The organism is Actinomadura meridiana, assembly GCF_039537545.1.
Lineage (GTDB): Bacteria > Actinomycetota > Actinomycetes > Streptosporangiales > Streptosporangiaceae > Spirillospora > Spirillospora meridiana.
The window spans coordinates 91569-116716 of sequence record NZ_BAABAS010000026.1; the positions used below are offsets into that span (position 1 = coordinate 91569).

Annotated in this window: 22 protein-coding genes; 7 read left to right on the top strand and 15 right to left on the bottom strand. The window is 71.3% G+C overall.

From position 1 onward, the window contains the following. The first annotated feature begins 12 nt into the window (after positions 1–12). Entirely contained in the window at positions 13–261 is a 249-nt protein-coding gene (locus ABD808_RS32365) for a WhiB family transcriptional regulator (RefSeq protein ID WP_344905071.1), read from the top strand. A gap of 104 nt (positions 262–365) precedes the next feature. On the opposite strand, the gene ABD808_RS32370 is transcribed toward ABD808_RS32365, so the two are convergent. Continuing rightward, a complete protein-coding gene (locus ABD808_RS32370; protein ID WP_344905074.1) occupies positions 366–2021 on the bottom strand; it encodes a sensor histidine kinase in 1656 nt (551 codons plus the stop codon). Between the two features lie 73 nt (positions 2022–2094). On the opposite strand from ABD808_RS32370, the gene ABD808_RS32375 reads away from it, so the two are divergent. The 4 genes from ABD808_RS32375 to ABD808_RS32390 all read left to right on the top strand — a co-directional run bounded on the left by ABD808_RS32375 (position 2095) and on the right by ABD808_RS32390 (position 5181). After that, entirely contained in the window at positions 2095–3267 is a 1173-nt protein-coding gene (locus tag ABD808_RS32375; protein WP_344905077.1) for an 8-amino-7-oxononanoate synthase, read from the top strand. Between the two features lie 96 nt (positions 3268–3363). After that, the gene (locus tag ABD808_RS32380) at positions 3364–4107 is read left to right on the top strand and encodes a GntR family transcriptional regulator (RefSeq protein ID WP_344905935.1); all 744 of its coding nucleotides are present in this window, start codon (positions 3364–3366) and stop codon (positions 4105–4107) included. 151 nt (positions 4108–4258) lie between these two features. Beyond that, complete coding sequence (locus tag ABD808_RS32385; protein ID WP_344905080.1) at positions 4259–4894, top strand: Uma2 family endonuclease; 636 nt, start codon at positions 4259–4261, stop codon at positions 4892–4894. Between the two features lie 11 nt (positions 4895–4905). After that, a complete protein-coding gene (locus ABD808_RS32390) occupies positions 4906–5181 on the top strand; it encodes a hypothetical protein (protein WP_344905083.1) in 276 nt (91 codons plus the stop codon). Positions 5182–5203: 22 nt separating this feature from the next. Here the strand turns inward: ABD808_RS32390 and bioD are convergent, their stop codons facing one another. Continuing rightward, positions 5204–5929, bottom strand: a complete 726-nt coding sequence (gene bioD, locus ABD808_RS32395) for a dethiobiotin synthase (RefSeq protein WP_344905086.1) — start codon at positions 5927–5929, stop codon at positions 5204–5206. An 87-nt stretch (positions 5930–6016) separates the two neighbouring features. On the opposite strand from bioD, the gene ABD808_RS32400 reads away from it, so the two are divergent. Both ABD808_RS32400 and ABD808_RS32405 read left to right on the top strand, forming a co-directional pair. Beyond that, entirely contained in the window at positions 6017–6793 is a 777-nt protein-coding gene (locus tag ABD808_RS32400; protein ID WP_344905088.1) for a hypothetical protein, read from the top strand. An 82-nt stretch (positions 6794–6875) separates the two neighbouring features. Next, positions 6876–7370 (top strand): GNAT family N-acetyltransferase, encoded by a 495-nt coding sequence (locus tag ABD808_RS32405; RefSeq protein WP_344905091.1) that lies wholly within the window; start codon positions 6876–6878, stop codon positions 7368–7370. Here the strand turns inward: ABD808_RS32405 and ABD808_RS32410 are convergent. The 13 genes from ABD808_RS32410 to ABD808_RS32470 form a co-directional block, all read right to left on the bottom strand. Continuing rightward, positions 7367–8695, bottom strand: coding sequence for an acetyl-CoA carboxylase biotin carboxylase subunit (locus ABD808_RS32410; RefSeq protein ID WP_344905093.1), 1329 nt, complete (start codon positions 8693–8695; stop codon positions 7367–7369). The genes ABD808_RS32405 and ABD808_RS32410 overlap by 4 nt on opposite strands. A 68-nt stretch (positions 8696–8763) precedes the next feature. Continuing rightward, complete coding sequence (locus ABD808_RS32415; RefSeq protein ID WP_344905097.1) at positions 8764–9714, bottom strand: catechol 2,3-dioxygenase; 951 nt, start codon at positions 9712–9714, stop codon at positions 8764–8766. Beyond that, positions 9711–10757, bottom strand: coding sequence for a 4-oxalomesaconate tautomerase (locus ABD808_RS32420; RefSeq protein WP_344905100.1), 1047 nt, complete (start codon positions 10755–10757; stop codon positions 9711–9713). The genes ABD808_RS32415 and ABD808_RS32420 overlap by 4 nt, the downstream gene beginning before the upstream one ends. Further along, on the bottom strand, positions 10754–11443 hold the full coding sequence (locus tag ABD808_RS32425) for a 4-carboxy-4-hydroxy-2-oxoadipate aldolase/oxaloacetate decarboxylase (RefSeq protein ID WP_344905103.1): 690 nt from the start codon (positions 11441–11443) through the stop codon (positions 10754–10756). Before ABD808_RS32425 ends, ABD808_RS32420 begins: the two co-directional genes overlap by 4 nt. Beyond that, on the bottom strand, positions 11440–12180 hold the full coding sequence (locus tag ABD808_RS32430; protein WP_344905106.1) for a PIG-L deacetylase family protein: 741 nt from the start codon (positions 12178–12180) through the stop codon (positions 11440–11442). The genes ABD808_RS32425 and ABD808_RS32430 overlap by 4 nt, the downstream gene beginning before the upstream one ends. 141 nt (positions 12181–12321) lie before the next feature. After that, positions 12322–13128, bottom strand: coding sequence for a VOC family protein (locus ABD808_RS32435; RefSeq protein WP_344905109.1), 807 nt, complete (start codon positions 13126–13128; stop codon positions 12322–12324). Between the two features lie 90 nt (positions 13129–13218). Next, on the bottom strand, positions 13219–14178 hold the full coding sequence (locus ABD808_RS32440) for a DUF5954 family protein (protein WP_344905112.1): 960 nt from the start codon (positions 14176–14178) through the stop codon (positions 13219–13221). Between the two features lie 114 nt (positions 14179–14292). Beyond that, positions 14293–15519: a TIGR02679 family protein gene (locus ABD808_RS32445; RefSeq protein ID WP_344905116.1), complete on the bottom strand. Its 1227-nt coding sequence runs from the start codon at positions 15517–15519 to the stop codon at positions 14293–14295. After that, positions 15516–19580 (bottom strand): TIGR02680 family protein, encoded by a 4065-nt coding sequence (locus ABD808_RS32450; RefSeq protein WP_344905120.1) that lies wholly within the window; start codon positions 19578–19580, stop codon positions 15516–15518. The genes ABD808_RS32445 and ABD808_RS32450 overlap by 4 nt, the downstream gene beginning before the upstream one ends. Then, on the bottom strand, positions 19577–20755 hold the full coding sequence (locus ABD808_RS32455; protein ID WP_344905123.1) for a TIGR02678 family protein: 1179 nt from the start codon (positions 20753–20755) through the stop codon (positions 19577–19579). The genes ABD808_RS32450 and ABD808_RS32455 overlap by 4 nt, the downstream gene beginning before the upstream one ends. Beyond that, on the bottom strand, positions 20752–22299 hold the full coding sequence (locus ABD808_RS32460) for a TIGR02677 family protein (RefSeq protein WP_344905126.1): 1548 nt from the start codon (positions 22297–22299) through the stop codon (positions 20752–20754). Before ABD808_RS32460 ends, ABD808_RS32455 begins: the two co-directional genes overlap by 4 nt. After that, on the bottom strand, positions 22296–23294 hold the full coding sequence (locus tag ABD808_RS32465) for a CBS domain-containing anti-phage protein (RefSeq protein ID WP_344905129.1): 999 nt from the start codon (positions 23292–23294) through the stop codon (positions 22296–22298). The genes ABD808_RS32460 and ABD808_RS32465 overlap by 4 nt, the downstream gene beginning before the upstream one ends. Then, positions 23291–25036 (bottom strand): GmrSD restriction endonuclease domain-containing protein, encoded by a 1746-nt coding sequence (locus ABD808_RS32470; protein WP_344905132.1) that lies wholly within the window; start codon positions 25034–25036, stop codon positions 23291–23293. Before ABD808_RS32470 ends, ABD808_RS32465 begins: the two co-directional genes overlap by 4 nt. Positions 25037–25148: the final 112 nt, after the last annotated feature.

Sequence of the window (25148 nt, forward strand, 5' to 3'; positions counted from 1 at the left end):
GGAGTGGACCGCATGGACTGGCGCCATCGCGCAGCCTGCCGTGACGTGGACCCCGAGCTGTTCTTCCCGATAGGCAACACCGGGCCCGCGATCCTGCAGATCGAAGAGGCCAAGCAGGTGTGCCGCCGCTGCGACGTCAGCGGTGCCTGCCTGCGCTGGGCGCTGGAGTCCGGGCAGGAGTCCGGCGTCTGGGGCGGCATGGGCGAGGACGAGCGCCGCGCCCTCAAGCGCCGCGCGTCCCGCATCCGCGCCCGCGTCTGACCCCGCTCGCGCCTGACCGAGCCCGCATCTGACCGAGCCCGCGTCTGACCCAGCACTTCCCCAACCGCGTCCACGTCCGGGCGGCACCCTCAAGGTCGCACCGGTCAGGCGTCGCGGGGCGGTGGCTGGCGGCGCTGGAACCTCGGGTCGGTGAGCGGCACGTCCACGACGACCTCGGTGCCTCCGCCGGGACGGGGCCGGAAGTCGAGGCGGCCGCCCAGCTCACCGACGATCAGGGTCCGGACGATCTGCAGCCCGAGGCTGGTGGTGCCCTCGGCGTCGAAGTCCGCGGGGAGACCGACGCCGTCGTCGGCGACGATCGTGACGAGACGGCCGCCCTCGGCCGGGGCCTCCCGATCCTCCGCCGCCCCATTGTCGGTACCGCTGTGCTCGTTGTCAGTACCGCTGTGCTCGGTGGGACGGTCCTCGCCGTAGCGGCGCGCGATGACCTCCAGCGTCCCGAAGCGGTTGACGAGGCCGTGTTCCAAAGCGTTCTGGAGCAGTTCGGTCAGCGCCATCGCCAGCGGCGTGGCGACCTCGGCCGGTAGCACACCGAAGCTGCCGGACCGTTTCGGCGCGACCTTGGTCTCCGGGATGGACACCTCCCCCGCCATCGTGATGACGCGGTCCGCGATGTCGTCGAAGTCGATCAGCTCGTCGGGGGTGTGCGACAGCGTCTCGTGCACGATCGCGATGGACCCGACGCGGCGGACGGCCTCGTCCAGCGCCGCCCGCCCCTCCGGGATCTGCAACCGCCGCGCCTGGAGCCGCAGCAGTGCCGCGACCGTTTGCAGATTGTTCTTCACCCGGTGGTGGATCTCGCGGATGGTGGCGTCCTTGGACATCAGCTCGCGGTCGCGCCACCGCAGTTCGGTGACGTCGCGGCACAGGACGATCGCGCCGATCCGCGTCCCGTCGACGACCAGCGGGATCGTCCGCAGCTGCATGATCGACCCGTGCGACTCGACCTCCACCTCGCGCGGCGCCCGGCCGGACAGGACGACGCTCAGCGCCTCCTCCCTCGGCTCCCCCGTGTCGCACAGCGCGGCGGTGACCTCGCCGAGCGCCTCCCCGACCAGGTCGGCGGGGTAGCCGAGCCGCCGGTAGGCCGACTGCGCGTTCGGGCTTGAGTAGGTGACGTTGCCGAAACGGTCCAGGCGCATCAGGCCGTCGCCGACGCGCGGTGAGCGGACGAGGTTCGGCTTCTCGCTCGGCGACGGGAACGCGCCGTCGCAGATCATCGTCGCGAGGTCGCTGGCGCTCTGGAGATAGGTCAGCTCAAGGCGGCTCGGGGTGCGCGCCGAGCTGAGGTTCGTGCTGCGCTGGATCACGCCGAGGAGCTTGTCACCGCGCCGCACCGGGATCGACTCCTCCCGGACGGGGATGCCACTGCCCCACTCGGGGTCGCCCTCCCGGACGATCCGCCGCTCGCGCCACGCCACGTCGATCAGGCCGCGCCGTCCGGTCCGGACGATCTTCCCGACGAGGTCCTCCGGGTAGGCGGTCGGCCCGGTCGTCGGCCGCATCTGCGCGATCGCCAACCAGCCGGGGACGGTCTCCCCGGTGTCCGGTACCGGCCGCCGGCCGCGGGACGAGTCGTCCGGCACGCCCTCCACCGACGTCAGCGGCACCCAGAGCAGCAGGTCGGCGAACGACAGGTCGGCGAGGAGCTGCCAGTCGGACACCAGCGCGTGCAACCACTCCAGGTCCTGCTTGGTGAGGTCGCTACGACCCCGGGTGAGATCGGTCAAGGTAGGCACGCCACCATCATCGCCGATGGGTTCTGGTGCCCCGCGCGTCCCCCATGGCGGGACGAACTGGCAGGATGCGCGCATGACCGCAGTACGGGACCCGCTCGCCAGGCTCCGCGACGCGGCGGCGCGCCGCACCGAGGCCGGGCTCCGGCGGACGCTGCGGCCCCGCTCCGACCGGCCCGGCGGGCTCGTCGACATGGCGTCCAACGACTATCTCGGGCTCGCGGGCGACCCGCGTCTCGTCGCGGGAGCCGTCGCCGCCGCCCGCACGTGGGGCACCGGTTCGACGGGCTCCCGGCTCGTCACCGGGACGACCGAGCTGCACGCCGAGCTGGACCGGCGGCTCGCCGCGTTCACCGGCAGTGCCGCCGGGCTCGTGTTCTCGTCCGGGTTCATGGCCAACCTCGGCGCTGTCACGACCCTCTCCGGGCCGGGCGCGCTCGTCGTCTCGGACCGGGTCAACCACGCCTCGATCGTGGACGCCTGCCGGTTGTCGCGCGCCCGGGTCGTGATCGTCCCGCACCGCGACCCCGCCGCCGTCGAACGGGCCCTCGCCGACCGGGACGAGGAGCACGCGGTCGTCGTCACCGACGCCGTGTTCTCCGTGGACGGCGACCTCGCGCCGCTGCGGGCCCTGCACACCGCCGTCCGGCGGCACGGCGCGCTGCTGGTCGTGGACGAGGCGCACGCGCTCGGCGTCGTCGGCGACCACGGCCGGGGCGCCGCGCACGCCGCCGGGCTCGCGGGCGAACCCGACGTCGTCCTCACCGTCACGCTGTCGAAGTCGCTGGCCGCGCAGGGCGGCGCCGTCCTGGCCGCCCCCGAGGTGATCGACGCGCTGGTCGACACCGGCCGGTCGTTCATCTTCGACACCGGTCTGAACCCGCCCGCCGCAGGGGCCGCTCTCGCCGCTCTCGACGTCCTCGAAGGCGACCCCGAACTGCCGGGCCGCGCTCGCTCCCGGGCCCGCCGTCTCGCCGAGCTCGCGGCCAGTTCCGGCCTGGAGACGACCGACCCGGCCGCCGCCGTCGTCCCGGTGTTCCTGGGCGAACCGCACGCGGCCGTCGAAGCCGCCGAAACCTGCGCGGAACAAGGGCTTCGCGTGGGTTGCTTCCGTCCGCCGTCCGTTCCCCCAGGCCGGGCCTGCCTCCGCCTCACCGCGCGGGCGACGCTCGGCGAGTCGGACCTCATACGGCTCCGGGAGGCCCTGGCGAAGATCGCCTGCTCTACCGGCCGTAGTCTGCACACGTAACATCGGGAAAACCGATGATGAACGTGAGGAGATGCCGTGACGGAGGTCAGGGGCGGGCCCCGGCACGGGGGCGGATTCGAGCACGGCTACGACCGGATCCCGCTGGGCGACGTCGGTAAACGGCACCCGAACCAGGCACCCCGCATCCCCAAGTACTACAAGCTCAAAGAGCTCCTCGTCGAGCTGATCCAGTCGATGCCGCCGGGCAGCCCGCTGCCCCCCGAACGGACCCTCGCCGAGAAGTACGAGACGTCGCGCACCACCGTCCGGCAGGCGCTCGCCGAACTGGTCGTCGAGGGACGCCTGCAACGCATCCAGGGCAAGGGCACCTTCGTCGCCAAGCCCAAGGTGTCGCAGGAACTCCAGCTCGTCAGCTACACCGAGGACATGCGGCACCACGGCCTCCACCCCGAGACCCGCATCCTGGACGCCGGGTACGTCAGCGCCGACGAACGCCTCGCCACGCTGCTGGCCATCCGGCCCGGCGGCCGCGTCCTGAGCGTCCACCGGCTCCGCCTCGCCGACGGCGAACCGATGTCCATCGACACCTCCCACCTGCCCGCCCGCCGCTTCCCCGGCCTGCGCCGCGAACTCCCCCGCCACCGCTCCCTGTACGAGACGCTCGCCACGGCCTACGACGTCCACCTCACCGAGGCCGAGGAGACCATCGAGACCGTCCTCGCCACCCCCCACGACGCCCAGCTCCTCGGCGTGGACGTCGGCCTCCCCATGCTCCTGCTCTCCCGGCACGCCTTCGACACCACCGGCCAGCCCGTCGAATGGGCCCAGTCCCTCTACCGAGGCGACCGCTACAAGTTCATCACCCGCCTCCGCCGCTAGCCGGTGCCCCCGCAGCCTCCCAAGATTTTCGACCACAGGTTCGAAGGATCTGGCTACGCTGGGTACAACCCTTCTCTACGATGACCGGGAGCAGATCGTGAGGGAAAGGTCGCACGACGTGACGAAGACTCTGATTTCCCATCTTGACGGCGTGTCCGATGACACGCTGTGGGGCATGTGGGTGCGCGGCGAGGTGGAGGACCTTCTCGATCTTCCGTTCGAGGGAATGCGGATCGAGATCATCGGGGGTCAGATCGTCGTGTCACCGGCACCCACCCTGGGGCATGCGATGATCCTCCACGACCTCGCCCTGGCAGTGACGACCGCCTCGATGAGCGACCCCGACTACCCGTGGGTGGCCGCACAGGGCGTCAACCTATGCCGGGAGACGGCGGGCAAGTCCTTGATCCCCGACCTCGTCGTCCTGGCGGGGGACGCCCTGGCCGCGGCCGGTGACGCCGACACCTTCGGGTTGTCGCCGGACGAGATCGAGATGGTGGTCGAGGTCAGCTCGCCCAGCAACTCCGAGCAGGATCGGCCGCCGAAGGGCGGGCGCCGGTTGGCGGAACCGAACAAGTGGTCGCAATGCGCCCGCGTCGAGGTTCCCTACTACCTCCTCGTCGACCGAGCGCCGAAGGAGGCCAAGACGACTCTTTACTGCATCCCCGACCCGTCCACGGGCGCTTACCTGCACCGGGAGTCATGGGACTTCGGCCAGACGATCCAACTGCCGGAGCCGTTCAACATCGAGGTCGAGACAAGCCGTTGGCGTCCGTGGAAGAAGTAGAGCGGGAACCCATGGCCGAACTCCCCCCCATGGCGACGACCGTCGACCAACGGACGAAGATCGTGCTTCATGGCGTGGTCTATCCGGCGGATCCTCGGGACATGACCGTCGAGGAGATCCGGGAGCACCTCTACCTACCGGACGAGGCCGATGTCGAGGTCCTCGATCACCAGGGCGAGGGGGACCTGACCGAGGTCGGCATCTCCTGGGACGAGAGTGTCGACGGCAAGGTCGTACTCGATCACATCCGACGCATCATCCATGAACACCTGATCCACATCGTGTGAGTTGGCGGGTGTTTGTGTGGGGTTAGTTCTGGGGTGGGTCGTGGTGGGTGCGGAAGGTGGTGGGGTTGAAGGTGCCGCCCAGGGCGGGGGCCAGGGAGCTGTGGGCGGTTAGGAGGAAGTCGGGGGGGTCTAGTTTTGCGGCGTCTTCGGGGAGGGCGCCTGACAAGGGGCGGGCGGCGATTGTTTCCAGGTCGCGGATGTTGCTGCGCATCGCCAGGTCTGGGGTGTTCGGCCAGGCGCCGATGACTATGCCTGCCAGTTGGATGCCTCGGTGCGCCATTGCTTCCAGTGTGAGGGCGGTGTGGTTGAGGGTGCCCAGGTCGGGGCGGGTGACGACGACGGTCGGGGCGTTGAGGTCGTGGGCCAGGTCGGCGATCGTGGTGCCCTCGTCGTCGTAGCGGACGAGGAGGCCGCCCGCGCCCTCCACCAGGACCAGGCGGCGGTCGGTGGCCAGGTCGCGGATGTGGTCGGCCGCGTCCGTCAGGCGGACGGGTGGGACGCCCGCGCGGCGGGCCGCGGCGGCGGGTGACAGGGGGTCGGGGAAGCGGGCGAACTCGTGCACGTCGTCGAGGGCCGCCAGGCGGCGGATCTCGTCCAGGTCGCCGGGGTCGCCGGTGTGGGCGCCGGTCTGGCCCGGTTTCACTACGGCTACGGACGCGCCCCGGGCGGCGGCGACCGCCGCCAGTGCCGCGGTTACGACGGTTTTTCCGACTCCGGTGCAGGTCCCGGTCACGATGAGCACGGTCACGAAGCCGCACCCTAGCGTGAGGTGGAACCGGGTCGGGTCGTTGGGCGTCCAAGTGTCATGGCCGGTTCATACGTACGCTCCCACCGGGTGCCGGCACTCGCCTGCGCGGCCTTCACGGCCTGCGCGGCGCTGACTTCCTGCGGCGACGGCTCCGCCACGACCGGGCCGCCGCCGTCGTCCCCCGCACCCGCCCCGTCCACGACGTCCCCGACCGGGACGCCCGCCAACGACTCGCCCGCTGGTGAGAAACTCGTCCTGCGCTGGCGCAAGACGGGTGGCTTCGCCGGTGTCGGCGGGCCCGGAAGTGTTCCCGAATTCTCCCTGTACTCGTCCGGGCGCGCGGTCGTGTCCGCCGGGCCGCCGCAGAACAAGCTGACCGAGTATCGGCTCAAGCCGGAAGCTCTCAAGGCTCTTCTGGACGGGGCTCGTGCCGCCGGGCTCGGGCGGTCTCACACCGTTGGCTCCGAGAAGATCATGGACGCTTTCGTGACCGTGATCACTATGGGCGGCGCCACGACGCGGGTCATCCAGGCCGAGTCTCAGGGTGGGCCCGAAGCGGCATTTCTCAAGCGGCTCGACCCGCATGGTTGGGGCCCGGCTGAGCTGGCTTCTCCCGCCAAGCCGTACGCGCCGGAAAAGACGGCCGTGCTGGCGGGGGTGGCCGGGGGTGGCGCTGCCAAGAAGTGGCCGCTCGGGCCGCTCGCTCACGGCGCGCGGGTCGGGGGTGCGACCTGCACGCTGGTGCCGTCCTCGAAGGTCCCCGCCAGCGTTCCGGGGACGGTCTGGAGCAGCGACGGGCAGTCGTACTCCATCCGGCTGCGTCCCCTGCTTCCCGCCGAGTCCACTTGCTCGGACATCGCCTGACCCGTCCTGATGCCGATATTCTGGTAGGACGTGGGTCGGTGGATGCTCTGGTGGGTGAAACGCGGGATGTGCGAGTTTCTTCGTGACTGAGTCGGTGGTCGTCCGGCAGGCGCGGGCGGACGAGTACGAGCTGATCGGCGAGCTGACCGTGGAGGTGTACGTCGCGGGCGGCCTGGTGTCGGCGGCGTCGTCCTACGTCGGCACGCTCCGGGACGCGGCGGCGCGCGCCGTCGCGACGGAGTTGCTCGTCGCCGAGATCGGCGGTGAGGTCGGCGGGGCCGTGGCGTACTGCCCGCCGGGCAGCGCGTACGGCGAGCTGGCAGGGCCGGACGAGGCGGAGTTCCGGATGCTCGCCGTCCGGGACAAGGCACGCGGCAGGGGCGTCGGACGTGCCCTCGTGCACAGGTGCCTCGACCGGGCCCGCACGACGGGGCTGAGCGGCGTGCGGCTCTCGACGCAGCGGAACATGGTGGACGCGCACCGCCTGTACGAGCGCATGGGGTTCGTCCGCACACCCGACCGTGACTGGGCGCCCGTACCTGGTGTCGACCTGCTGACGTACGCGTTCGCGTTCTAGAGGCGGCCCACGATCCCCGTGTCGTGGGTTCCCTTGGCGAACTCGGGGTCGTCGAGCAGCGCGCGCAGGAACGGCAGGTCGGTGCGCGGCCCCTCGATGTGGAAGGCGTCGACGGCGGCCCGGGCCCGGCGCAGCGCGTGGTCGCGGTCGTCGCCGTGGACGCACAGCGTGGCGAGCAGCGGGTACGCGGTGACGGTGTTGCCCTCGGCGTATCCGGCGTCGATGCGGATGCCGTCGCCGACGGGCTCCTCCCACACCTTGATCTCGTCCTGGCTCGGGCCCTCGGCGTGAGCGTGGAACTGGAGGGCGTGGACGTGGAACTGGAGGGCGTGGCCGCGCGGCGCCGTGCTGGTGAGGGACACGGCCTCACCTGCGGCGACGCGGAACTGCTGTTCGACGAGGTCGATGCCGGTGACGGCTTCGGTGAGCGGGTGCTCGGCCTGGAGGTCGGTGTTCAGTTCGAGGAAGAAGAACTCCCGCCCGGCGGGGTCGACGACGAACTCGACGGCGCCCGCGCCGCGGTGGCCGACCGCCTCGCCCGCGCGGACGGCGGCGGCGAGCATCCGGGCGCGCAGCGGCGGGGTGATGCCGGGCGCCGGGCTCTCCCCCGCGATCTTCCGGTGGTGGCGCTGGACGGAGCAGTCTCGTTCGGGGAACGCGACGACGGTTCCGTCGGCGAGGCCGAGGATCGGCACTTCGATGTGCCGGGCGCCGGGCACGTACCGTTCGAGCAGGATGTCGGGCCGTCCGAAGAGGCGTTCGGCGTGGTCGCGAGCCGCCAGGTAGGCGGCGTGGAGGGTCGTCTCGTCGTGGGCGGCGGCGATGCCGACGCCGCCAGCACCGGCGGCGGGTTTCACCATGACCGGGTAGCCGATGCGCTCGGCCTCCTCGGCGGCGGTCCGCGCGTCGGGCACGGGCTCCCACACGCCGGGCGCGACGGGGACGCCCGCCTCCTTCATCAGGTTCCGGGCGTTGATCTTGTCGCCGGTGCGGGCGATGGTGAGCGGCGGCGGGCCGATCCAGACGAGCCCGCGGGCGGTGACGGCGCGGGCGAACTCGGCGTCACCGGCGAGGAAGCCGTGCCCGGGGTGGACGGCCCGCGCGTTGGTGCGGTGCGCGGCCTCCAGGATCGCCGGGATGTTCAGGTAGCCGTGCGCGGGGTCGGCGACGCCGATCAGGACGGCCTCGTCCGCCTCGGCGACGAACGGCAGGTCGGCGTCGGCGTCGGTGTGCACGGCGATGGTCTTGACGCCCATCGCGCGGGCGGTGTGGACGACCCGTCCGGCGATCTCCCCGCGGTTCGCCACGAGCACGGACTCGAACACCTGCGGACCCCCTGTCAGCTTCCGGGCGTGCCCCCGCCCCGGCCGAGACTAGTGGGTTTCTGGTCCGCTCAGGGGTCGACCGGCGGGGTGCCGTGGGTGTGGAACGACTCGATCGTCTTCAGGCCCCACGCCTGACCCTTGGCGCGTTCGGCCTCGGTCCAGGTGATGGTCTTCCAGTCGGGCGCGAGGATGAGCCGGGCGCACGGGTTGCACAACTCGATGCGGTTGCCGCCCGGTTCGTACACGTAGAGGAAGAACGTCTGTTGGATGGCGTGCTTGTGCGGTCCGGTCTCGATGAAGACGCCCTGGTCGAGGAAGATGTCGGCGGCGCGGAGGATGTCCTCGCGGGTGTCGGTGGCGAACGCGATGTGGTGGAGGCGGCCGTGGCTGCGCGTCCAGTCGCGGGTGTAGACGAGGTCGTAGGACTTGTTGGTGAACGTGACCCAGCGTCCCGCGATGGTGCCGTCGTCCAAACGAATCTGTTCGGTGGGGTGGCCGCCGAGGACGTCGCGCAGGAAATCGGTGGACGGTTCGACGTCGGCGGCCAGGAAGTTGACGTGGTCAAGGCGGCGGACGCACACGCCCATGGCCGGGTACGCCTGCGCCTGGTTCTTCAGGGACGGCGCCAGTTCCGGCGGCGCCTGGTACCACTCCGACTCCCAGTAGATCTCCAGTTCGTGGCCGTCAGGGTCGCGGAACACGTATGTGGGTCCGATACCGGGGTCGCCGTCGCGCCAACCTATGCCGAGGCCCGCGTCCTGAATGGCCTTGACTCGCCGGTCCAGCGCCTCTTGCGAGGACGCGCGCAGGCCGGTCCGTTTGATGCCGGACGTGGTGTGCGCGGTGAGTTTCAGGGTGTGGTGTTCGTAGTCGTCCCATGTCCGCAGGTAGACCGAGTCGCCGTCGGTGCCGTTCTGGGTGAGGCCCATGACACGGGTGAAGAACCACAGGCTCTTCTCCGGTTCGGGCGTGAGCAGTTCGACGTGCGCGACATGCGCGATCTCGTGCTTGATGGTCATGCGGCGCTCCTGGGGAAGACGGTGCCGTCGAACAGCTTGCGGGCGGTGCGGACGACGCCCGCCCGCCGGACGGTCGTGCCGTCGAGTTCGACCGCCACGTCCAAGCGGCCGGTGGGGTGTTCAACGCTCAGCGGGTCGCCCTGCGGTGGGAACGCGGCGAGGTCGCGGCCGACCGCGCCGTCGAGCAGCAGCGCGGTGGCGACGGAGACGGCGCCGAGCACGCCGATCGAGGTGTGCACGCGCAGCGGGATGAACGTGCGGGTGCAGATCATGCCGCCGTCACGGGGCGCCGCGACGAGCGTCGTCTTCGGCACGGAGGCGGCGGACACGTCGCCGAGGCCCATCAGTTCCCCGGCCTGGAGCCGCAGCGACTGGACACGATCGCGCAGCGCGGCCAGCTCGTCCGAAGTCTCGTAGCCGGTGACGCCGAAGGACGACGCGGCGGCGACGACCACCGGCATCCCGTTGTCGACGCAGGTGACCTCGATGCCGTCGATCGTGTCGCGGATGTTTCCGGTGGGCAGCAGCGCTTCGCGGGGCTTCTCCGTCCCGCCGAAGTCCAGGACGATCGGCGCGGCGGTGCCCGGCACACCGGAGATCGCGGCGCCCCCGGCGTAGTCGACGACGCCGCCGGGCGTGGGAAACGTCGCGGTCGCGATGCCGCCGGTGTTCACCATCCGGATGCGGACGCTCGTGCGTTCCCGGCCCGCCGCGACGAGGCCGCGCTCGACGGCGAACGGCCCGATGCCCGCGAGGATGTTCCCGCAGTTCTGCTTGTCGGAGACGGTGGCCTCCTCCACGCCGAGCTGGAGGAACAGGTAGTCGACGTCGGCGTCCGCGCCGTCCGAGCGGGACACGACGGCGACCTTGCTGGTCAGCGGGTGCGCGCCGCCGATCCCGTCGATCTGCCGGGGGTCGGGCGTGCCCATGACGCGCAGCAGCAGGTCGTCGCGTTCGTCGGCAGACGGCGGCAGGTCGCCCGCGAGGAAGTAGGCGCCCTTGGACGTGCCGCCACGCATCATCATGCACCGCACGCCGTTCATGACTCGTCGTACTCCACGTACTCGACGCCCAGCCCAGGGAGCCGCGCGCGCAGTCCGTAACGGTCGAGACCCAGCTCGCCGCGCCGGAACGCCTGCCGGGTGGCCTCCTCCTTGTCGGCGCGGGCGCGGGAGGCGGCAACCGCGTCCTCAGCATCCTCGCGCGGCACGCACAGGACGCCGTCGTCGTCGGCGAGGACCGTGTCACCGGGCCTGATCTGCTGCCCGCCGATCGTCACCGGGACGTTCACGGCACCCGGCGTCGCCTTCACCGTGCCCTGCGCGCTCACGGCCGCCGACCACACGGGGAAGCCCATCGCGTCCAGTTCGGCGACGTCCCGGACCCCGGCGTCGATGACAAGCCCCCGCACACCCCGATGCTGGAGCGCGGTCGCGAACAGTTCGCCGAACATCCCGTCGGTGGACGGCGACGTGGTCGCCACGACCAGCACGTCACCGGGACGGCACTGTTCGACCGCGACATGGATCATCAGATTGTCACCCGGCCACGACAGCACCGTCACCGCGGACCCGCCGATCCGCGACCCGAGATGCACCGGCCGGATCGTCGGCCCGAGATACCCCGTCCGGCCCATCGCCTCGTGGACGGTCGCGACCCCGTATCCGGCGAGCGCGTCGACCAGGGCGGCGTCCGCGCGGGGCGGGTTCGTGACGACGACCGTCCTCACGCCAGCGCGCCCGTCGTCTGCGGGTACAGCCGGACGTACGCCTCGGCCATCGTCTCGTGCGGCAGACCCAGGTTCGGCCCCGCGTTCCGTTTGAGCTGGACGCCCCGGCGCCGCGCGAGGTCGGTGTAGTAGTCCCACATGTGGACCTGCGCGGGTAGGCACTCCATCGCCTTGCGCTTGCGTTCGAACACCGGCGTGATGTCGAGCAGCACGTCCGGCTTGAAGTCGCACTGCTCCGGCTGGTGCGGCTCGAAGAAGAACACCGGCGGCGCACCGAGCGGCTCACCGGGCGCGTCGTACCCGATCGCCTGCGCCAACACCCGCGCCTGCAACGCCATCCGCGCCGCCGCCGGGTGGTCGCCGTTGTACGGATCGGCGAGGGTGTGCGTCAGCACAACCGCGGGCTTGAACTCCCGGTACACCCGGACGAGCCTGTCCACGAGCTCCGGCGTCTCGCGCAGCGGGTAGTCGCCCGCGTCCAGGAACTCGATCTCCGCGCCCAGCTCGGCGGCGGCGGCCTCGGCCTCGCCACGCCGCAGCTCCTTGATCTCCGCCAGCTCCCGGCCCTCACGCCACGCCCGCGCGGACTCGCCGCGCTCACCGAAGCTGAGGCACACGACCTTCGCGCGGTCGCCACGCGAGGAGGCCAGCGCGATGGCGCCCGCGGCCCGCCACACGAAGTCGCCCGCGTGCGCGCTGATCACAAGAAGGGGGCTGGACGGAGTGTCGTCGCTCATGCCCACACCGTGCCCCTTGTATCCCAGATTGTCAACAATCCTGCGCACATCCTGGGCGACTGCCGCACGTCCTGGAAGAGGATCCAGCACATGTAGCGGGACAGTTCTTGCCGCGTCCGGCCACCAAAACGCGACCTCGGGTCAGGGGCGGATGCGGGCGGTGATGCGGTCGGTGACGTTCGGGGTCGTCAGGCCCAGGTGGGCGCCCAGGGGGTCGGTCAGGACGGCGAAGCGGCCGAGTTCGACCTCGACGGGCGGGATGTCGATGCGGGCGCCCAGCTCGGCGGCGCGGCACGTGGTGGCGTCGCAGTCGGCGACCCAGAAGAAGGGCATCCACTGCGACGGCAGTCCGGTCGGACGCACCTTCGCCGACACCAGTCCGGCGGTGGACCAGTTCCCGGCCTTCCACTCGGTGTAGTCCGGCGAATAGTAGGAGCGTTCGACCGGCGTCCACCCGAAGACGGCGCCGTAGAACCCGCGGGCCTCCTGGAGGTCGGGGCAGGCCAGCTCCACCCAGCACATCGTGTTCGGCTCGTCGACGACCCCGGCGCCCTGGAGGTTGTAGGGCAGCCAGAGGGCGAAGTCGGCGCCCTGCGTGTCCGAGCACTGGGCCATGCGGCCGAGGTCGGCGACGTCGATGGGCTCGACGGTCACCCATCCCCCGGAGGCGCGGACGGCGTCGATGGTGGCGTCGAGGTCGTCGGAGCGGAAGTAGCACGTCCACGACGCGGACTCGGCGTCGTCGGCCAGCGACAGCGCCCCGGCGACCTCCGGGCCCTGGACGCCGCCGAGCGTGAAGATCTCGAAGTCGCCGAGGGCGCCCGTGGTCAACGTGTAGGAGTACCACCCGAAGACGCCGTGGTAGAAGTCCCTGGACGCCGCGACGTCCGGGGAGGCGAGCTCGACCCATGACGAGGTGCCGGGTGCGTGCGTGGTCACCTCGGGCATGGCTCCACCGTAGGAAGAGCCGCGCAATCTCCGGTGCCGTGAAGGGCCAAGACGGCACCAACTAGGCACTCCGGACCAGAAGCGCCCGGCTCAGTCGTCCTCGGTGAAGCCCAGGCCGTACGCCTCCTCCGGGTCATAGTCGGACGGACGGGGCGTTTCCGGACCGTCCGGCCCGACACGGACGACGTACTCGACGCGGATGACGCGGAAGCGGCGTCCGAGCACGGTCACCTCGGCGCGGCGCGTCCCGTCGCGGAGCAGGTGGGCGGCGGCCCGGTACTCGGCGAGGACGTCCGGCGACGACGGCAGCATCATCGGCACGATCGTGTCGAAGTACGCGGCCAGATGGTCGCGGACGGACGCCGGGCTGTGCAGGAACGGTCCGTGCGGCGGCCACGTCCCGCTCTCCTTCTCGGCGGCGGCGAACCGGACGGCGAGCCGCGCGACACGCGGATGGGCGGCGAGCGCGCGGCGGGCGTCGCGGGTCACCTCCGGCGGGACGATCGGCCCCTCGGGGACCTTCTCCCACCGTTCGCCGAGCAGTTCCGGCGAGCCGGGCTCCAGCGCGGGCGGCAGCAGGCCGTGGTCGAACCGGTGCGCGTCGCGGCGCGTGCGGGGCTCGGGAACGTCGTCGGGGTCGGTGGGACGCGGCGGCTCCGGCCCGTCCACCCCGGAGCGGCAGAACCGGTCGGCCCGGACGACGCGGAACACCCTCCCGGCGACGGTCACCTCGTTGGGACGGGCGCGTTCCAGGAGCGCCGCCCCTTCCCGGTATTGCTCGCGGTCCGCGTCGGGCGTCCCGGCGGTCCGCGCCATGTTCCGGAACCACCAGGCGAGGGAGTCGCGGGCGTCCTGCGGGGTCAGGCGCTCCATGCCGGACATCATCCAGCCGTCGGCGAGGCGCTCCATCACCCCGTACGTCGGCCCGTACCAGAGCACGAGCGGATGGGTCCGCTGGGCCCGCAGCTCGCCCTGCCGCGCGGACGTCGCCCCCGCCGCGAGGCCGGACGGCAGGTCTCCCGCGAGCGCCGCACCATCACTTCCGGTCATACGCCCATCGTCACAGGGCCCACCCCGTCACCGCTCGCGAATGCCCGAGTCGACCCCAGACGAGGCATTCGCGAAGCCAACAGAAGCCACCCGGATGACACGATCCCCCCTCGCTCAAGACTGTCCCAAGCCGCCGAGGTCCACCAGCAGGTCCTCAACGACCATCTCCTCCAGGACGGCGGCATCATGCTCCCTCATGGTCCGCGCGAGTTCACAGTCCCAGGGAGCTTCGGTGATCCTCCCGGGGCCGGGGCGATCCCACGTTGCATCCTCCAGCCCTGCCAGATAGTCGCTCGCCGACATCCGCCACGGCCGTGCGTTGGTCTTCGCCATGACGTAGGCCGCGATTCTCAGCCCTTCACCGTCGAAGTCGCCGTGATAGTGAAGGGTCGTCCCGGTACGGCCTAGTGCGCGCAGCAGCCGGATGACGGCGCTGTTCGGCCAGCCCGACGAGCACACCAGCGGCGGGCAACGCTGTCCGAACCGCTGAAGCGCCAGGGCAAGGACGGTCGGGTTCTCGGTCACCCAGACGTCCGAGTCGGGGACGAGCGGGGAGGGCTGGTCGCGAAGCTGCTGGAGGGTGACCGCGCACGCGTGCCCCGCATCGGACCACATCCTCAGTGTCCGTGCGAGGGCATCGTTACCGGCGGGCCTCAGACCCGCGGCGAGGACGGTGGTGGACAGCGCATCGCATTCCACTCCGGAGCTTTCCCAGAGCGCCCTCCGTTCCTGCGCGTCCTTAGGTGGTGCGGCGTCAAGGAGGAATGCCTGCGCCCTCAGGACGAGTCCGGACAGCCGCCCGCCGTCGTCGAGCGCATGCGAGTCGCTCAGCACGTCGGTGGCGAAGGCCGCGAGCGGCTTGCCGTCGGCGGGCAGGGCCGCCAGGACGGCGAGAGCCTGCTCCAGAACTCTGCGCGTGGACGGCACCGAACCGGCCACCAGCCCTCGTCGCCGGACGTCCGCAGCCCACCCAAGGAGCACGGGTTCACCCGAGACGACCGGGTGCGTTTCGAGCCACGCCCACAACGCGTCGCGCTCACGCTCCCGTTCTTTTCTGTCGCGCGCCCTGTCGCCGATGGGCCCGCAGATCATCTCCGTCACCGTCCTGCTGTCGGAGTCGGCGAGTTCGCGGACCGCCGCGTCCAGGCGGGCGACCGCGACGGTCACCGTCGACGGCGGGTAGCGGTCCAGGCCGAGGAGATCGGCCAGCGCCGCTCGCTGGGTGTCGTCCAAGCCCTTGAGGGTGATCCGGCTGACCGGGATGCCCGCCGAGAAGCGCCGGTGCAGTTCCGTCCACAACGGACGCAGGTCGGCGCCACGCAGCCGCTCAGGGACGGTCATCCGGGCACATCCACGTCAGCGGCCTCGGTGCGGTGCCCGTCCCACAGGAACCGCGCCGTCGTCACGGCGTTGTCGCCGTCGCCGTCCGCGCCCGTGATGAGCTGGTGGATGGCGATGCCGTCCAACTCCCGGTAGTCGCACCATTCGTGGTCGGAGGTGAGCACCATGTCGAGCTCCAGGTTCACCAGCAGGTCGAAGACCTGGCCACGGTTCGCGGTGTCGACGCCGACGAAGACCTCGTCGAGCAGGATGAAACGGGGGCAGCCGGGGTCGGTCTGGTAGTGGGCTGCGACCGCCGCGAACAGCGGCAGGTGCAGCGCGATCGCCTTCTCGCCACCGGACAGGGCGCCGTGCAGTTTGCGGGTGAGGTCCTGCCAGCCACGGCCGTCCGCGCGTTCGAGGCGGACGGTGAAGCGGTGCCACGCCGTGTAGTCGAGCACCTCCATGAGCTGCTCCTCCCAGCTCGCCGCCGTGTTCGCGGCCCGCGCCTCCTCCACCCGGTCGCGGAAGAACCGGTACAGGGCGTCCCGGTCGTCGGCACTCAGCCGCGCGGGGTCGCGCAGTAGGAGGTCGCGGGCCGCGCGAACACCGGGCGGTTGCTGCGGGTCGATCTGCCAGACGAGCCGGACGGCCACCTGGGAGGCGGTCCGCACCCGTTCCAGCCGGGCGTTCATTCCGTCCACGAGGTCGTGCGCCTGCCTGATGCGGTCGGCGAGGTGACGGCGGGTGTCCCCGGCGAGCGTCCGGTCGAACAGGTCGCGCTCCTTGGCGGTGATGTCGCGGCGCCGCTGGTCACGCTCGCCGCGCAGCGCCGCCCTCAGTTCGGCCGCGCCGACGCGCACCCCGTTCATCGTCGCGGTGAGCACCTGGACGTCCTCGTCGGGGACGAGTTCCAGATCGGCCTGGTCGGCGAGGACGTCCCTGGCATGGTGCATCACCTCGGAGAGCTGTGCCTCCGCCTCGCGAACGTTCCTCGGCTCGTGCGGCGTCCGGTCGAGCCGTGCGGACACGGCACGGGCGCGTTCCAGAGTCGCCTTGACGCCGCCCCCGTCGCCGGTCCGCGCGTCGTCGAGTCCCGCGTCGGCCGTGAGGTGTCCGGCGGCGAGGTGCCGGAACCGCGCGGCGGCCTGATCACGGGCGGCGACCGCTGCGTCCCTGTCTCGTTCCGCGGCTTCGACGTTCTCCGTCAGCCGACCGATCAGGCCCCTGAGGTCGCCCAGTTTCGCGTGCAGGGCGCGGCAGCGCCGACGGTTGAGGTCGGCGTCCGCCTTGACCTTCCGCAGCCTGTCCAGGACGTCCCGGTGTTCCGCGCCGATCGTGGCGTCGATGGTGGCGAGCCGCTCGGTGAGTTCCGCGGCGGCCCGCGCGTCTTCGGACGCCCGCTCCCGTGTCTCCGCGGCGGTGCGCTCGTAGTCGTGCGCGGTCCGGTCGGCGTCGGCGGCGCGGGCTTCGGCCGTGAACAGGGCGGCGGTGTGCTCGACCCACGTGTCCCCGGTCCTCCGCGTGTCGCGCAGGGCGGCGGCGAGCGTGTCCAGGGCCGCCTCGTCGACCGGCAGGCCGTGTTCGGCGCCCCGTACGGTGAGCGTCCGCAACGCCGTGGTGACCGCCTTCTCCCGTTCGCGGACGCGTTCCTCCGCCGCGCGCAGCTCGTCCCCTCGATGTGCGAGGTCGCGTTCCGCGGCCTCCAACGCGTTGACGGCGGCGTTCAGCGGTGCGTGCCGGGGGCGGCGGCGGAGTTCGGCGTCCAGCGCCGTCTCCGCCTCCGCCAGGTCATCGAACGCGGCCGCGCAGTCGGCCGCCTCCGCCTCCAGGGCGCCGATCCGCGTGTCCAGCTCAGCGATCCGCAGGCGGCGCGCCCGCTCACGCGCGGACGCGCCGATGTAGGCGGGCTCCGGTTTGTGCCAGCGGCCGGTGACGGTGCCGAGCCGCCAGGACCCGTCGGCGCCGACGGCGGCCGGGTGGTCGGCGTCCAGCGCCGTCCCGGCGAACGCGACTGCGGCCAGCACCGCCCGCAGCACCGGCGGCGGCACACCGGTGTCGGGTTCGGGGACGAGCACGTCGGCCACGCTGCGACCAGTGCAGGGCCGAGCGAGCAGCGTCGGGGCGAAGGCGTCGTGCTCGTCGCGGAGCAGACCACCGTCGGGCAGCACCCAGATGTCCAGCAGACCGGCCGCCTCCAGCGCCGCTTCGATACCAGCCTGCTCCCCAGGGGGCACCGCGTCGGCGAACGCGACCAGTTTCCACAACGGCGCGCCGGGACGTCCCGCGCGGTCGGCAGGACGGGTCCGCGCGGGGTCCGGGGCGATCGCCTTCCGCCGGGTCAGTTCGTCGCGCTCGCGCTTGCGCTCCGTCAACTCCTCCTCGACTCGACGGCGCCACGCGTCGAGTTCGCCGCGCGTCGACGCGAACCGTGCGACGGCCTGCGCCCGCGCCGCGAACACGATCTCGCCGCATTCGTTCTCGTCGTCGACGGCGGCGCGCAGCGCGTCCGGGTCCAGAGGTGCGAGCCGCACGCAGGCGCGCGCCCAGACGGCCAGTTCTTCGGCAAGGGCGTCTCGCGCCCGCTCGTGGTCGAGGCGCGCGGTGTCGCGGGCGCCCGTGGCCTCGTCGAGCCGCCCGCGGCGGGTGTCGCGGTCGGTCTCGGCGTCGGCGCGCCGCTCGACCGCCTCACGGTGTCGTCCGATCGCCTTCCGGAGATCGTCGACCTGCCGCTCGCGGCTGTCCACGGCGGCGGCCGTGAGTTCACGGGCTCGCTTCACGGCCGCGTCCATAGCCGCGACGTCCCCGGCGGAGGTGACGGCGTTGATGGCGGCGGCGGCCTCGTGGTGGACGGCCGCGAGCCCCGCCCGTTCCGCGGCGCGGGCGGCCTCGGCGGCGGCCCGGTCGGTGAGGGAACGCCGTGTGGTCGCGTCCTGGTGCGCCTGCTCGGCCTCCTCGCGGCGGCGTCCGGCTTCCGTGGCGTGCCGGTCGGCGACCCGGCGCGTCTCGGCCGCGTCGGCCGTCGCCTTCCGCGTGCTCTCCCGGAGGGTGTCGACCTCGTGGCCCGCCCGGTACGCCTCGCTCTCCACGAGCGCCTCACGTTGCGCACCGAGCCTCCGGCCGAGTTCCTCCTCCTCGTCGAGCTGCTCCGAGGTCCCCGCGTGGTCGGTCTCGGCCTTCTCGTGCGCCTCTCGTCCGGTGCGGGCCTTGGCGGTGAGACCGTCCATCGTGCTGGTCGCCGAGATCAGCCGCTGCGCGGCGGCGCGCAGGACGCGCTGCGCGTAGGTGCGCTGGCGTGCGGCGAGCTGGTCGGCCTCCCGGACGTGGTCGTCCAGGACCCGCAGTTCTTCGCGCTGCCTGTCGAGGCGCTCGAATCCCTCGGCTATCTCGTGGATCTCGCCCTCGCCGAGGGGCGGCAGCGCGCTGGACAGCAGCTGCGACAGCAGTCCGGGGTCGAGGCGCTCGGACAGCTTCGGGGTGCGGAGCTGCCGCAGCGCGGTCAGCAGCGAGTCGTAGCGCTGCTCGGTGAGGCCGCTGTAGAGGGTCCGCCGGACGGTGGTCCGGTACGCGTCCGCGGAGTCGTGGACCTGGCCGTCCGACCCGATCGCCTCGTCGAGCCGCGCCCGGGTGAGCGGCCTGCCGCCGTCGGTCAGGGAGAGACCGCCCGCGACACCGACCCGTCGGCTCGTGGTGAAGTAGGCGGGTGTGACGTTCCTGGTGTTGGACGTGGCCTGGAGCCGCGCGCCGCACGTGAACCACTGCCCGCCCCGGGCGAACTCCAGCCAGACGTAGCCGACGCGGGTGGTGCCGGTGTGTCCGTCGCCCATGAGGTTCCAGTGCATGGTGCGTTCGCTGCCACCGAACGTGGACAACCGGGACGGCTTCAGGCTCCCGTCGAGCAGATACGGGAGCAGCAGTTCCAGAACCTTGCTCTTCCCGCTGCCGTTCGGGCCGCGCAGCAGCAGCCGCCCCTTGTGGAACTCGAAGATCTCGTCGTAGTAGCGCCAGACGTTGAGGATGCCCGCGCGGACGGGCCGCCACCTCGGCGGCGCACCGCCCTGGACGAGTTCGGTGACGGTCATGCTTCCTCTTGCCGGACGGCGTAGCGGTGAGCGGCGGGCAGCGGCGCGACCTGATCGTCATCGCGGCGGGCGAGCCCGAACCCGCACAGGACCGCGACGGCGTCTTCGGCGAGCCGCAGGGCGCCGCCGTCCGATCGGTAGGCCATCGCCCAGCGCGGGAAGCGGCCAAGGACGCTCTCGGCCTCCTGTTCGAGCCCCGCCATGGAAGTCGGGCCGTCCCGGGTCAGCACGTCGAGCAGCAGCAGCGCGGCCACCTTCGCGTGGCCTCCGTCGTCGGGGAACCTGGAGTCGGTGGCGAGGCCGTCCGGGTCGACGAGCAGGTAGCCTTCGGCGCGTTCCTCCAGTTCCAGCCCCGCCTCCTGCGCGGCCCGGCGGAGGATCTGGCGGCCGGTCGGCGAGGCCGCGTAGGCCCGCTCGGCGTCGGTGAGGTCCGCGCGGTAGACGACCGGGTCGTCCAGCAGCCGCCGCAGCAACGCGTGCCGGGCCCACAGGTTCCGCTGGGTCTCGGTGGCCTCCCCGCCTCCGTAGCGGCGTTCGACGGTCAGTTCCGCGAGGTCGGGCCGGTCGCCGCCCGGGAGCCGCGACGGCGCGACGGGCGCGGACAGCAGCCGGATCACGCGCGTCGCGTCCACCCTGTACAGCACCTTGGCCTCCGCGCTGTCGAGGAACGCGTCGGTCGCGCCGTCGACCGCGGTCACCGCGCCGTAGTGCTCCAGCAGTTTCAACGCGTCCACGAAGGCGGCCCGCTCGTCGCCCCGCACCGGGTCGAAGGCGGGAACGTGCTCGTCGGTGGCCGAGCCCTGCACGACGCGCTGCGCGAGCATGCCGATCGTCGTCACCGGCCCCGCGAGCGCCTCCGCGGCGACCAGGCACAGCAGCGTGTACCGGCGCCGGTCGAACGGCGCGCGGGTGGTGCGCCGCCGCCGCGCAGGACGGGACGGATCACCCACCCGCACCTTGACCAGCCGCGCGTACCCGAGTCTCGGCTCCAGATACAGCCGCCAACCGCAGTAGTAGTCGAACCACTGAGCGAGCGTCCGGTGCCGCAGCCGGATCAGGCCGAAGCCGTCGGGGTCGGCATGCTGGGAGATCAGCGGGCTGCCGAGCAGCAGCCGGATCGCGCGGGACAGGTCCTCCTTCTCCGCGCGGACCAGCTCGTTCTTCAGCACGCTCATGCGCCCGCAGCCTCTCGCGACCCGGCGGGCGAGGCCGCCGTGAAACGGATGTCCACCAGGTAGTCGGGGCCGCTGAACCGTCCCCTCGGGGTGCGCAGGACGGCCGTGCGTCCGTCCCGCGCGGGCCGCAGCAGTACCTCGATGCGTCCGTCCGTGGTGAGCGCCCGTCGTCCGCCGTCGGAACCGGGCCGGGCTGCCAGGGCGCGCCCGAGGAGGTCCAGGAGCCGCTTCAGCGTGTCGTGTTCCAGCCGCGCGAATGACGACAGCCGGATCGGACCGCCCGTGGCGAGCCGCTGCCAGGCCGCCTCCATCTCGGCACGCTCCCGCCGCGCCCGCTCCTTGCGTTCGGCCCGCAACGCCTGGACGTCCCGTACGCCGCCCGTACGTCCCATCCGCTCCGTGCGGCCACTCGTGCGCAGCAGCGCCGACACCTGGACCGAGGGCGTCTCCTGCCACCCCGCCCCGGTGGGAATGGGCTCGGCGTCCGCATGGGCGAGATGGGCGTGCCGCGCGGACGCCAGTCCGAACGCCGTCCCCCAGAGTCGGTGCGCGTCGTCATCGCTCGGCGCGTTCGCGAACCAGCGGGCCAGGACGCGGAAGTCCGCCGCCGCGCTCGACGACCGCCGCCGCGACTCGGTGATGCGGTCCAGCACCTGGAGCAGCGAGACGATCGCCCTGCGTGCCACATCGTGCAACTGCCGGACGCGCGGCGTGCCGTCCTCGGGCCGGAACCACAGCCGTAGCCCCTCCCATTTCACCGCGCGCGCGGACAGCCAGGCCGCCGCCGGATCGGTCCCCTGCACGGGCGGCAGTTCCGCCCCGTCCAGCGCGCGCCGGTGCAGGACGCTGACACCCCGCTCCTCAACCTCGCCGAGCGCCACGCGGATCGTGTCCGCGCGCACGTCCAGGTTGGTGACGAACTCCTGGAGGTAGGCGACGGTGGCGCTCTTCACCTCGTTGAACGTGGTGAGGTCGGCGCCCTCGGCGCGCATCAGCCGCTGAAGCTCGCCGTTGAACTGTTTGGTGTTGTTCCGAAGCGCGTCGAGATGCCCTTCGAGCTCCTGGAGGGTCGTGAAGATCCGCCGGTTGACGGTGGGATCGTCGTTCCCGAGCAGCTCGCCGAGTTCCCCGAGCCGATCGACGATCGCGTCCAGGACGGCGGTCTGGAGCGCGCCCGACGAACTCAGCACGGCGAGCGCGTGCTGGACACCGGCGAACGCGGCCTCGCCCCTGCGCGTCAGCGAGTACTGAAGGTTCTTGCGCTCGTACTCCTCCGCCGTGGCGTAGCTGCCCGCGTGGTTCTGCACCACGTCGAGGAGCTTCCATTTGACGAGCTGCGCCAGCGTCCGGGTGAGCCCGTCGTCGTCCACCGGCGCGTAGAACCCGACCGCCCGCAGCCTCTCGCGAACCTGGTCGAAGGCCAGCGACGTCTCCAGCCGCTCGTTCGCCTCCCCGAACGCGTACATGACGGCTGTGTGCACATCCGCGCGGTCGGTGGTGGTGAACGAGAACATCCCCTCCGGGAGCCGCGGCAACGCCGTCACGACCCGCCGTCCAGGCCCTTGATGAACTTGATGAAGGCGTTCAGGGTCCGGGTGTGCTCGTCCCGGACGCCTTCGGGGCTGAAATGCATGACGTCGTTGCGGATCACACGGACCCGGTCGAGCTTCTCGACGAAGACATCGTGGTCGATGTCCGCCCAGCCGCAACGCAGGAAGAGCGTCTCGTCCTCGAAGATCTTCTTGTAGTCGCCGAACATCAGGTCGTCGGCGCCATCGGTCTTGTTCGGATACCGGGCCTTCGCCCGCATCTCCGCCAGATCGCAGATCCTCCTGACCAGCCGTCTGAGCCGCTGCTCGATCTCGCTGAGCAGCACGAACGGGTTGGCGAGGCCGACGAACTGCTGCGCGAGATCGGCGAGAGTGACGATACCGACCAGCGTCCGGTTTTCGTCCTCCACGAACGCGAACCCCGCGGTGTAGATCCGTGGTGCGTGCCGCAAGAGGTCGTCATCGCATTTCAGCACCTCGGGAAGCGGATCCACCGCTGACCGCAGGTCGCCGCTACCGCGTGCCCTGGCGAGGCGGATGGAATCCCATGTGACGGCGCCGCGCAGCCGCCCGTCCTGGAGGACGGCGAGCTGGGAGAAGTCGTCGCTCAGCATCGTGGTCTCGGCCTGCGCCAGCGTGTCGTCCAAGGCCACGGACGTGACGCCGCCGGTGGCGCTGGGCAGCTCCCGCACCCGCAGCGACACCCGCACAGGCGCCTCGTCGTCCACCTCGGGCTCGGCCGACGGCGACTCGGGCTCAGTGTCCACCGGGATCGGCACGATCTCGACGGTGCGGCCCGCGTCCGCCAGCGGCGGGACGGTGGTGAGCCCGTGCGCGGCCAGATCGGCGGTGACGTCGGCGACCACGGCGTCACTCCGGACGGCATGGCCCCAGTGCCCGAGCAGTTCCCGGACGCCGATCTCCACCGGTGGGGTGGCTTGGCAACGCTCGGCGGCCTCCTTGAGGAACTCCGACGCGGCGCCGCTCATGTCGTCGCCCTCTTCGCCATGGCCTGCTTGATCAGGTGGACCAGGTCTGTCATGCGGCTGTGAAAGAAGCCGTCGAACTCGGATGCGCGCAGGAAGGCGGGGTCGATGACGTGGGAGACCAGCGCGTCGTCCAGCCAGTTGGGCCGGATGCCGGTCTCTCGTTCCAGCATCTCCAGACCCGTACTGGGCGCGTTCTTCCCGAGCGTCTTGGCCGCGCGGCCGGAAAGCAGAGTCTTGTTCACCACGCTGTCCCGACGCTGGACGTCGATCCTGTTCTTGTCGCACCAGGCGGCCGGGAAGATCCGGTGAATGTCGACGGTGCCGTCCGCGACCTGGTCGCCGCTGATCGGCTTGTCGGTGTAGTACCAGTCGATGCACCCCCACTGGAGGAGCAGGGCGAACACGCCCTTGTAGGCGGCACTGTTGCGGCTGTTCATGGTGAGCAGGCGTTGGTCGACAAACGTGGCCTCCTGAATCGACTCCGGCTCCCGGCCGCCGCGCAGCCAGGTCACCACCTGTTCGACATCGCGCGGGAAGCGGCTGTCGGCCGTGCCGCCGTACTGCTCGCCGAACACACCGCACCAGTACCATTGCGCGAGCTTCTCGCGCGCCTCGGGAGTGTCGGTCTCGCGGCCGAGGACGGTCCGTATCGCGGCGAGCGGTGGAAGCTGCGTCCGGTAGGGCAGGTCCTCGGCGCGGACGATGCACTGGTCTGTGAGGAACTCCCCAGCCCAGTGCAGCGCGTCGGTGATCTTCGGCGCCCACTTCAGGTAGTCCGCGAGTTCCAGCTCAAGCAGGTCACGCCGTTTGCAGCTGATCGGCGCGCGCGGCTTGTGGTAGGTGGACGCCAGGCACACGGCCTGGAGGAAGTCGGTGTTCTGGAGACCGCCCAGCACGGGATGGGCGGCGGTCAGCTCGTCGCGAGTGTCCTTCCAGTGGTCGGGCAGGTGGAACTCGCCGTGCTGCCCGGTGTACTCCTCATCGCCCGCGAAGGTGGCCGTGAGCAGCTCGAAGACCGTGAGCTGGACGCCCTTCGTGTTCACCTTCTCGAAGACCGTGCAGACGGCGTCCCGGGGAGTCTCCTTCTCCAAGGTGATCAGCGGCACCCGGTAGTCCCAGATATTGTCCAGCGCGGCTTTCCGGAAGGCGACCCACGCCGCTCGGCGCTCAGGATGGCCGTCGGTATAACCCCACTGCCATTCTTCGGCCCTGTCCCGGTCGAACGCGTACCAGAGCGGGAAATAGCCGTTCTCGTATTCGCGGCCGATTGTGGTCAGATCAAGCCCGAGCCGCCGCCCCAACGGCTTGATGATCTTGTTTTCGGGAAGTGACCGGATCGCGGACTCCCGGTCGGCCTTGGGATCGATCGCCGTCTCGATGTGGATGTAATACCAGAGGTTTCTCGGGTCGTCCCGTTGGTCGAACGTGTCGACCGGGCGCCCCGACTTGAGCGCCTGGTACAGCGCGGTCATCCGCTGCTGCCCGTCCAGCAGGAGCTGCTCTGGTCTGACGTCGTCCGCCGGTTGGACACCCTGCAAGGGGCGGGTTTTGAACTTCCCTCCCGGCCCGCCCGTGGCCAGGGTCATGACGACGCCCATCGGATAGGCCATCGTCACGGTCGCGAGAATCGAGATGATGTGCTCGTCGTCCCACTTCCACTCCCGTTGGAAATCGGGGAGCTGGATGTGACCGGCGGCGACCTCGTCGAGCATTTTCCCCAGCGGACGGCTGTCCAGTGCCATACCCGAACGGTACCGAGTCAGAAGCAGTCAGTGCAGACCTTTCGAGTGAGCGCCGAGTGGCTGGACGGTCGTATGCTGACCGCCACGGGTCAGTGCGGACGTCGGTGAAGAG

Excerpts from the sequence above, each read along its gene's own strand:
- ABD808_RS32450 (WP_344905120.1), bottom strand. The coding sequence starts at position 19,580 with ATGACCGTCACCGAACTCGTCCAGGGCGGTGCGCCGCCGAGGTGGCGG.
- ABD808_RS32455 (WP_344905123.1), bottom strand. The coding sequence starts at position 20,755 with ATGAGCGTGCTGAAGAACGAGCTGGTCCGCGCGGAGAAGGAGGACCTG.
- ABD808_RS32390 (WP_344905083.1), top strand. The coding sequence starts at position 4,906 with ATGGCCGAACTCCCCCCCATGGCGACGACCGTCGACCAACGGACGAAG.
- ABD808_RS32365 (WP_344905071.1), top strand. The coding sequence starts at position 13 with ATGGACTGGCGCCATCGCGCAGCCTGCCGTGACGTGGACCCCGAGCTG.
- ABD808_RS32465 (WP_344905129.1), bottom strand. The coding sequence starts at position 23,294 with ATGAGCGGCGCCGCGTCGGAGTTCCTCAAGGAGGCCGCCGAGCGTTGC.
- ABD808_RS32470 (WP_344905132.1), bottom strand. The coding sequence starts at position 25,036 with ATGGCACTGGACAGCCGTCCGCTGGGGAAAATGCTCGACGAGGTCGCC.
- ABD808_RS32445 (WP_344905116.1), bottom strand. The coding sequence starts at position 15,519 with ATGACCGTCCCTGAGCGGCTGCGTGGCGCCGACCTGCGTCCGTTGTGG.
- ABD808_RS32415 (WP_344905097.1), bottom strand. The coding sequence starts at position 9,714 with ATGACCATCAAGCACGAGATCGCGCATGTCGCGCACGTCGAACTGCTC.
- ABD808_RS32435 (WP_344905109.1), bottom strand. The coding sequence starts at position 13,128 with ATGCCCGAGGTGACCACGCACGCACCCGGCACCTCGTCATGGGTCGAG.
- ABD808_RS32375 (WP_344905077.1), top strand. The coding sequence starts at position 2,095 with ATGACCGCAGTACGGGACCCGCTCGCCAGGCTCCGCGACGCGGCGGCG.
- ABD808_RS32430 (WP_344905106.1), bottom strand. The coding sequence starts at position 12,180 with ATGAGCGACGACACTCCGTCCAGCCCCCTTCTTGTGATCAGCGCGCAC.
- ABD808_RS32420 (WP_344905100.1), bottom strand. The coding sequence starts at position 10,757 with ATGAACGGCGTGCGGTGCATGATGATGCGTGGCGGCACGTCCAAGGGC.
- ABD808_RS32440 (WP_344905112.1), bottom strand. The coding sequence starts at position 14,178 with ATGACCGGAAGTGATGGTGCGGCGCTCGCGGGAGACCTGCCGTCCGGC.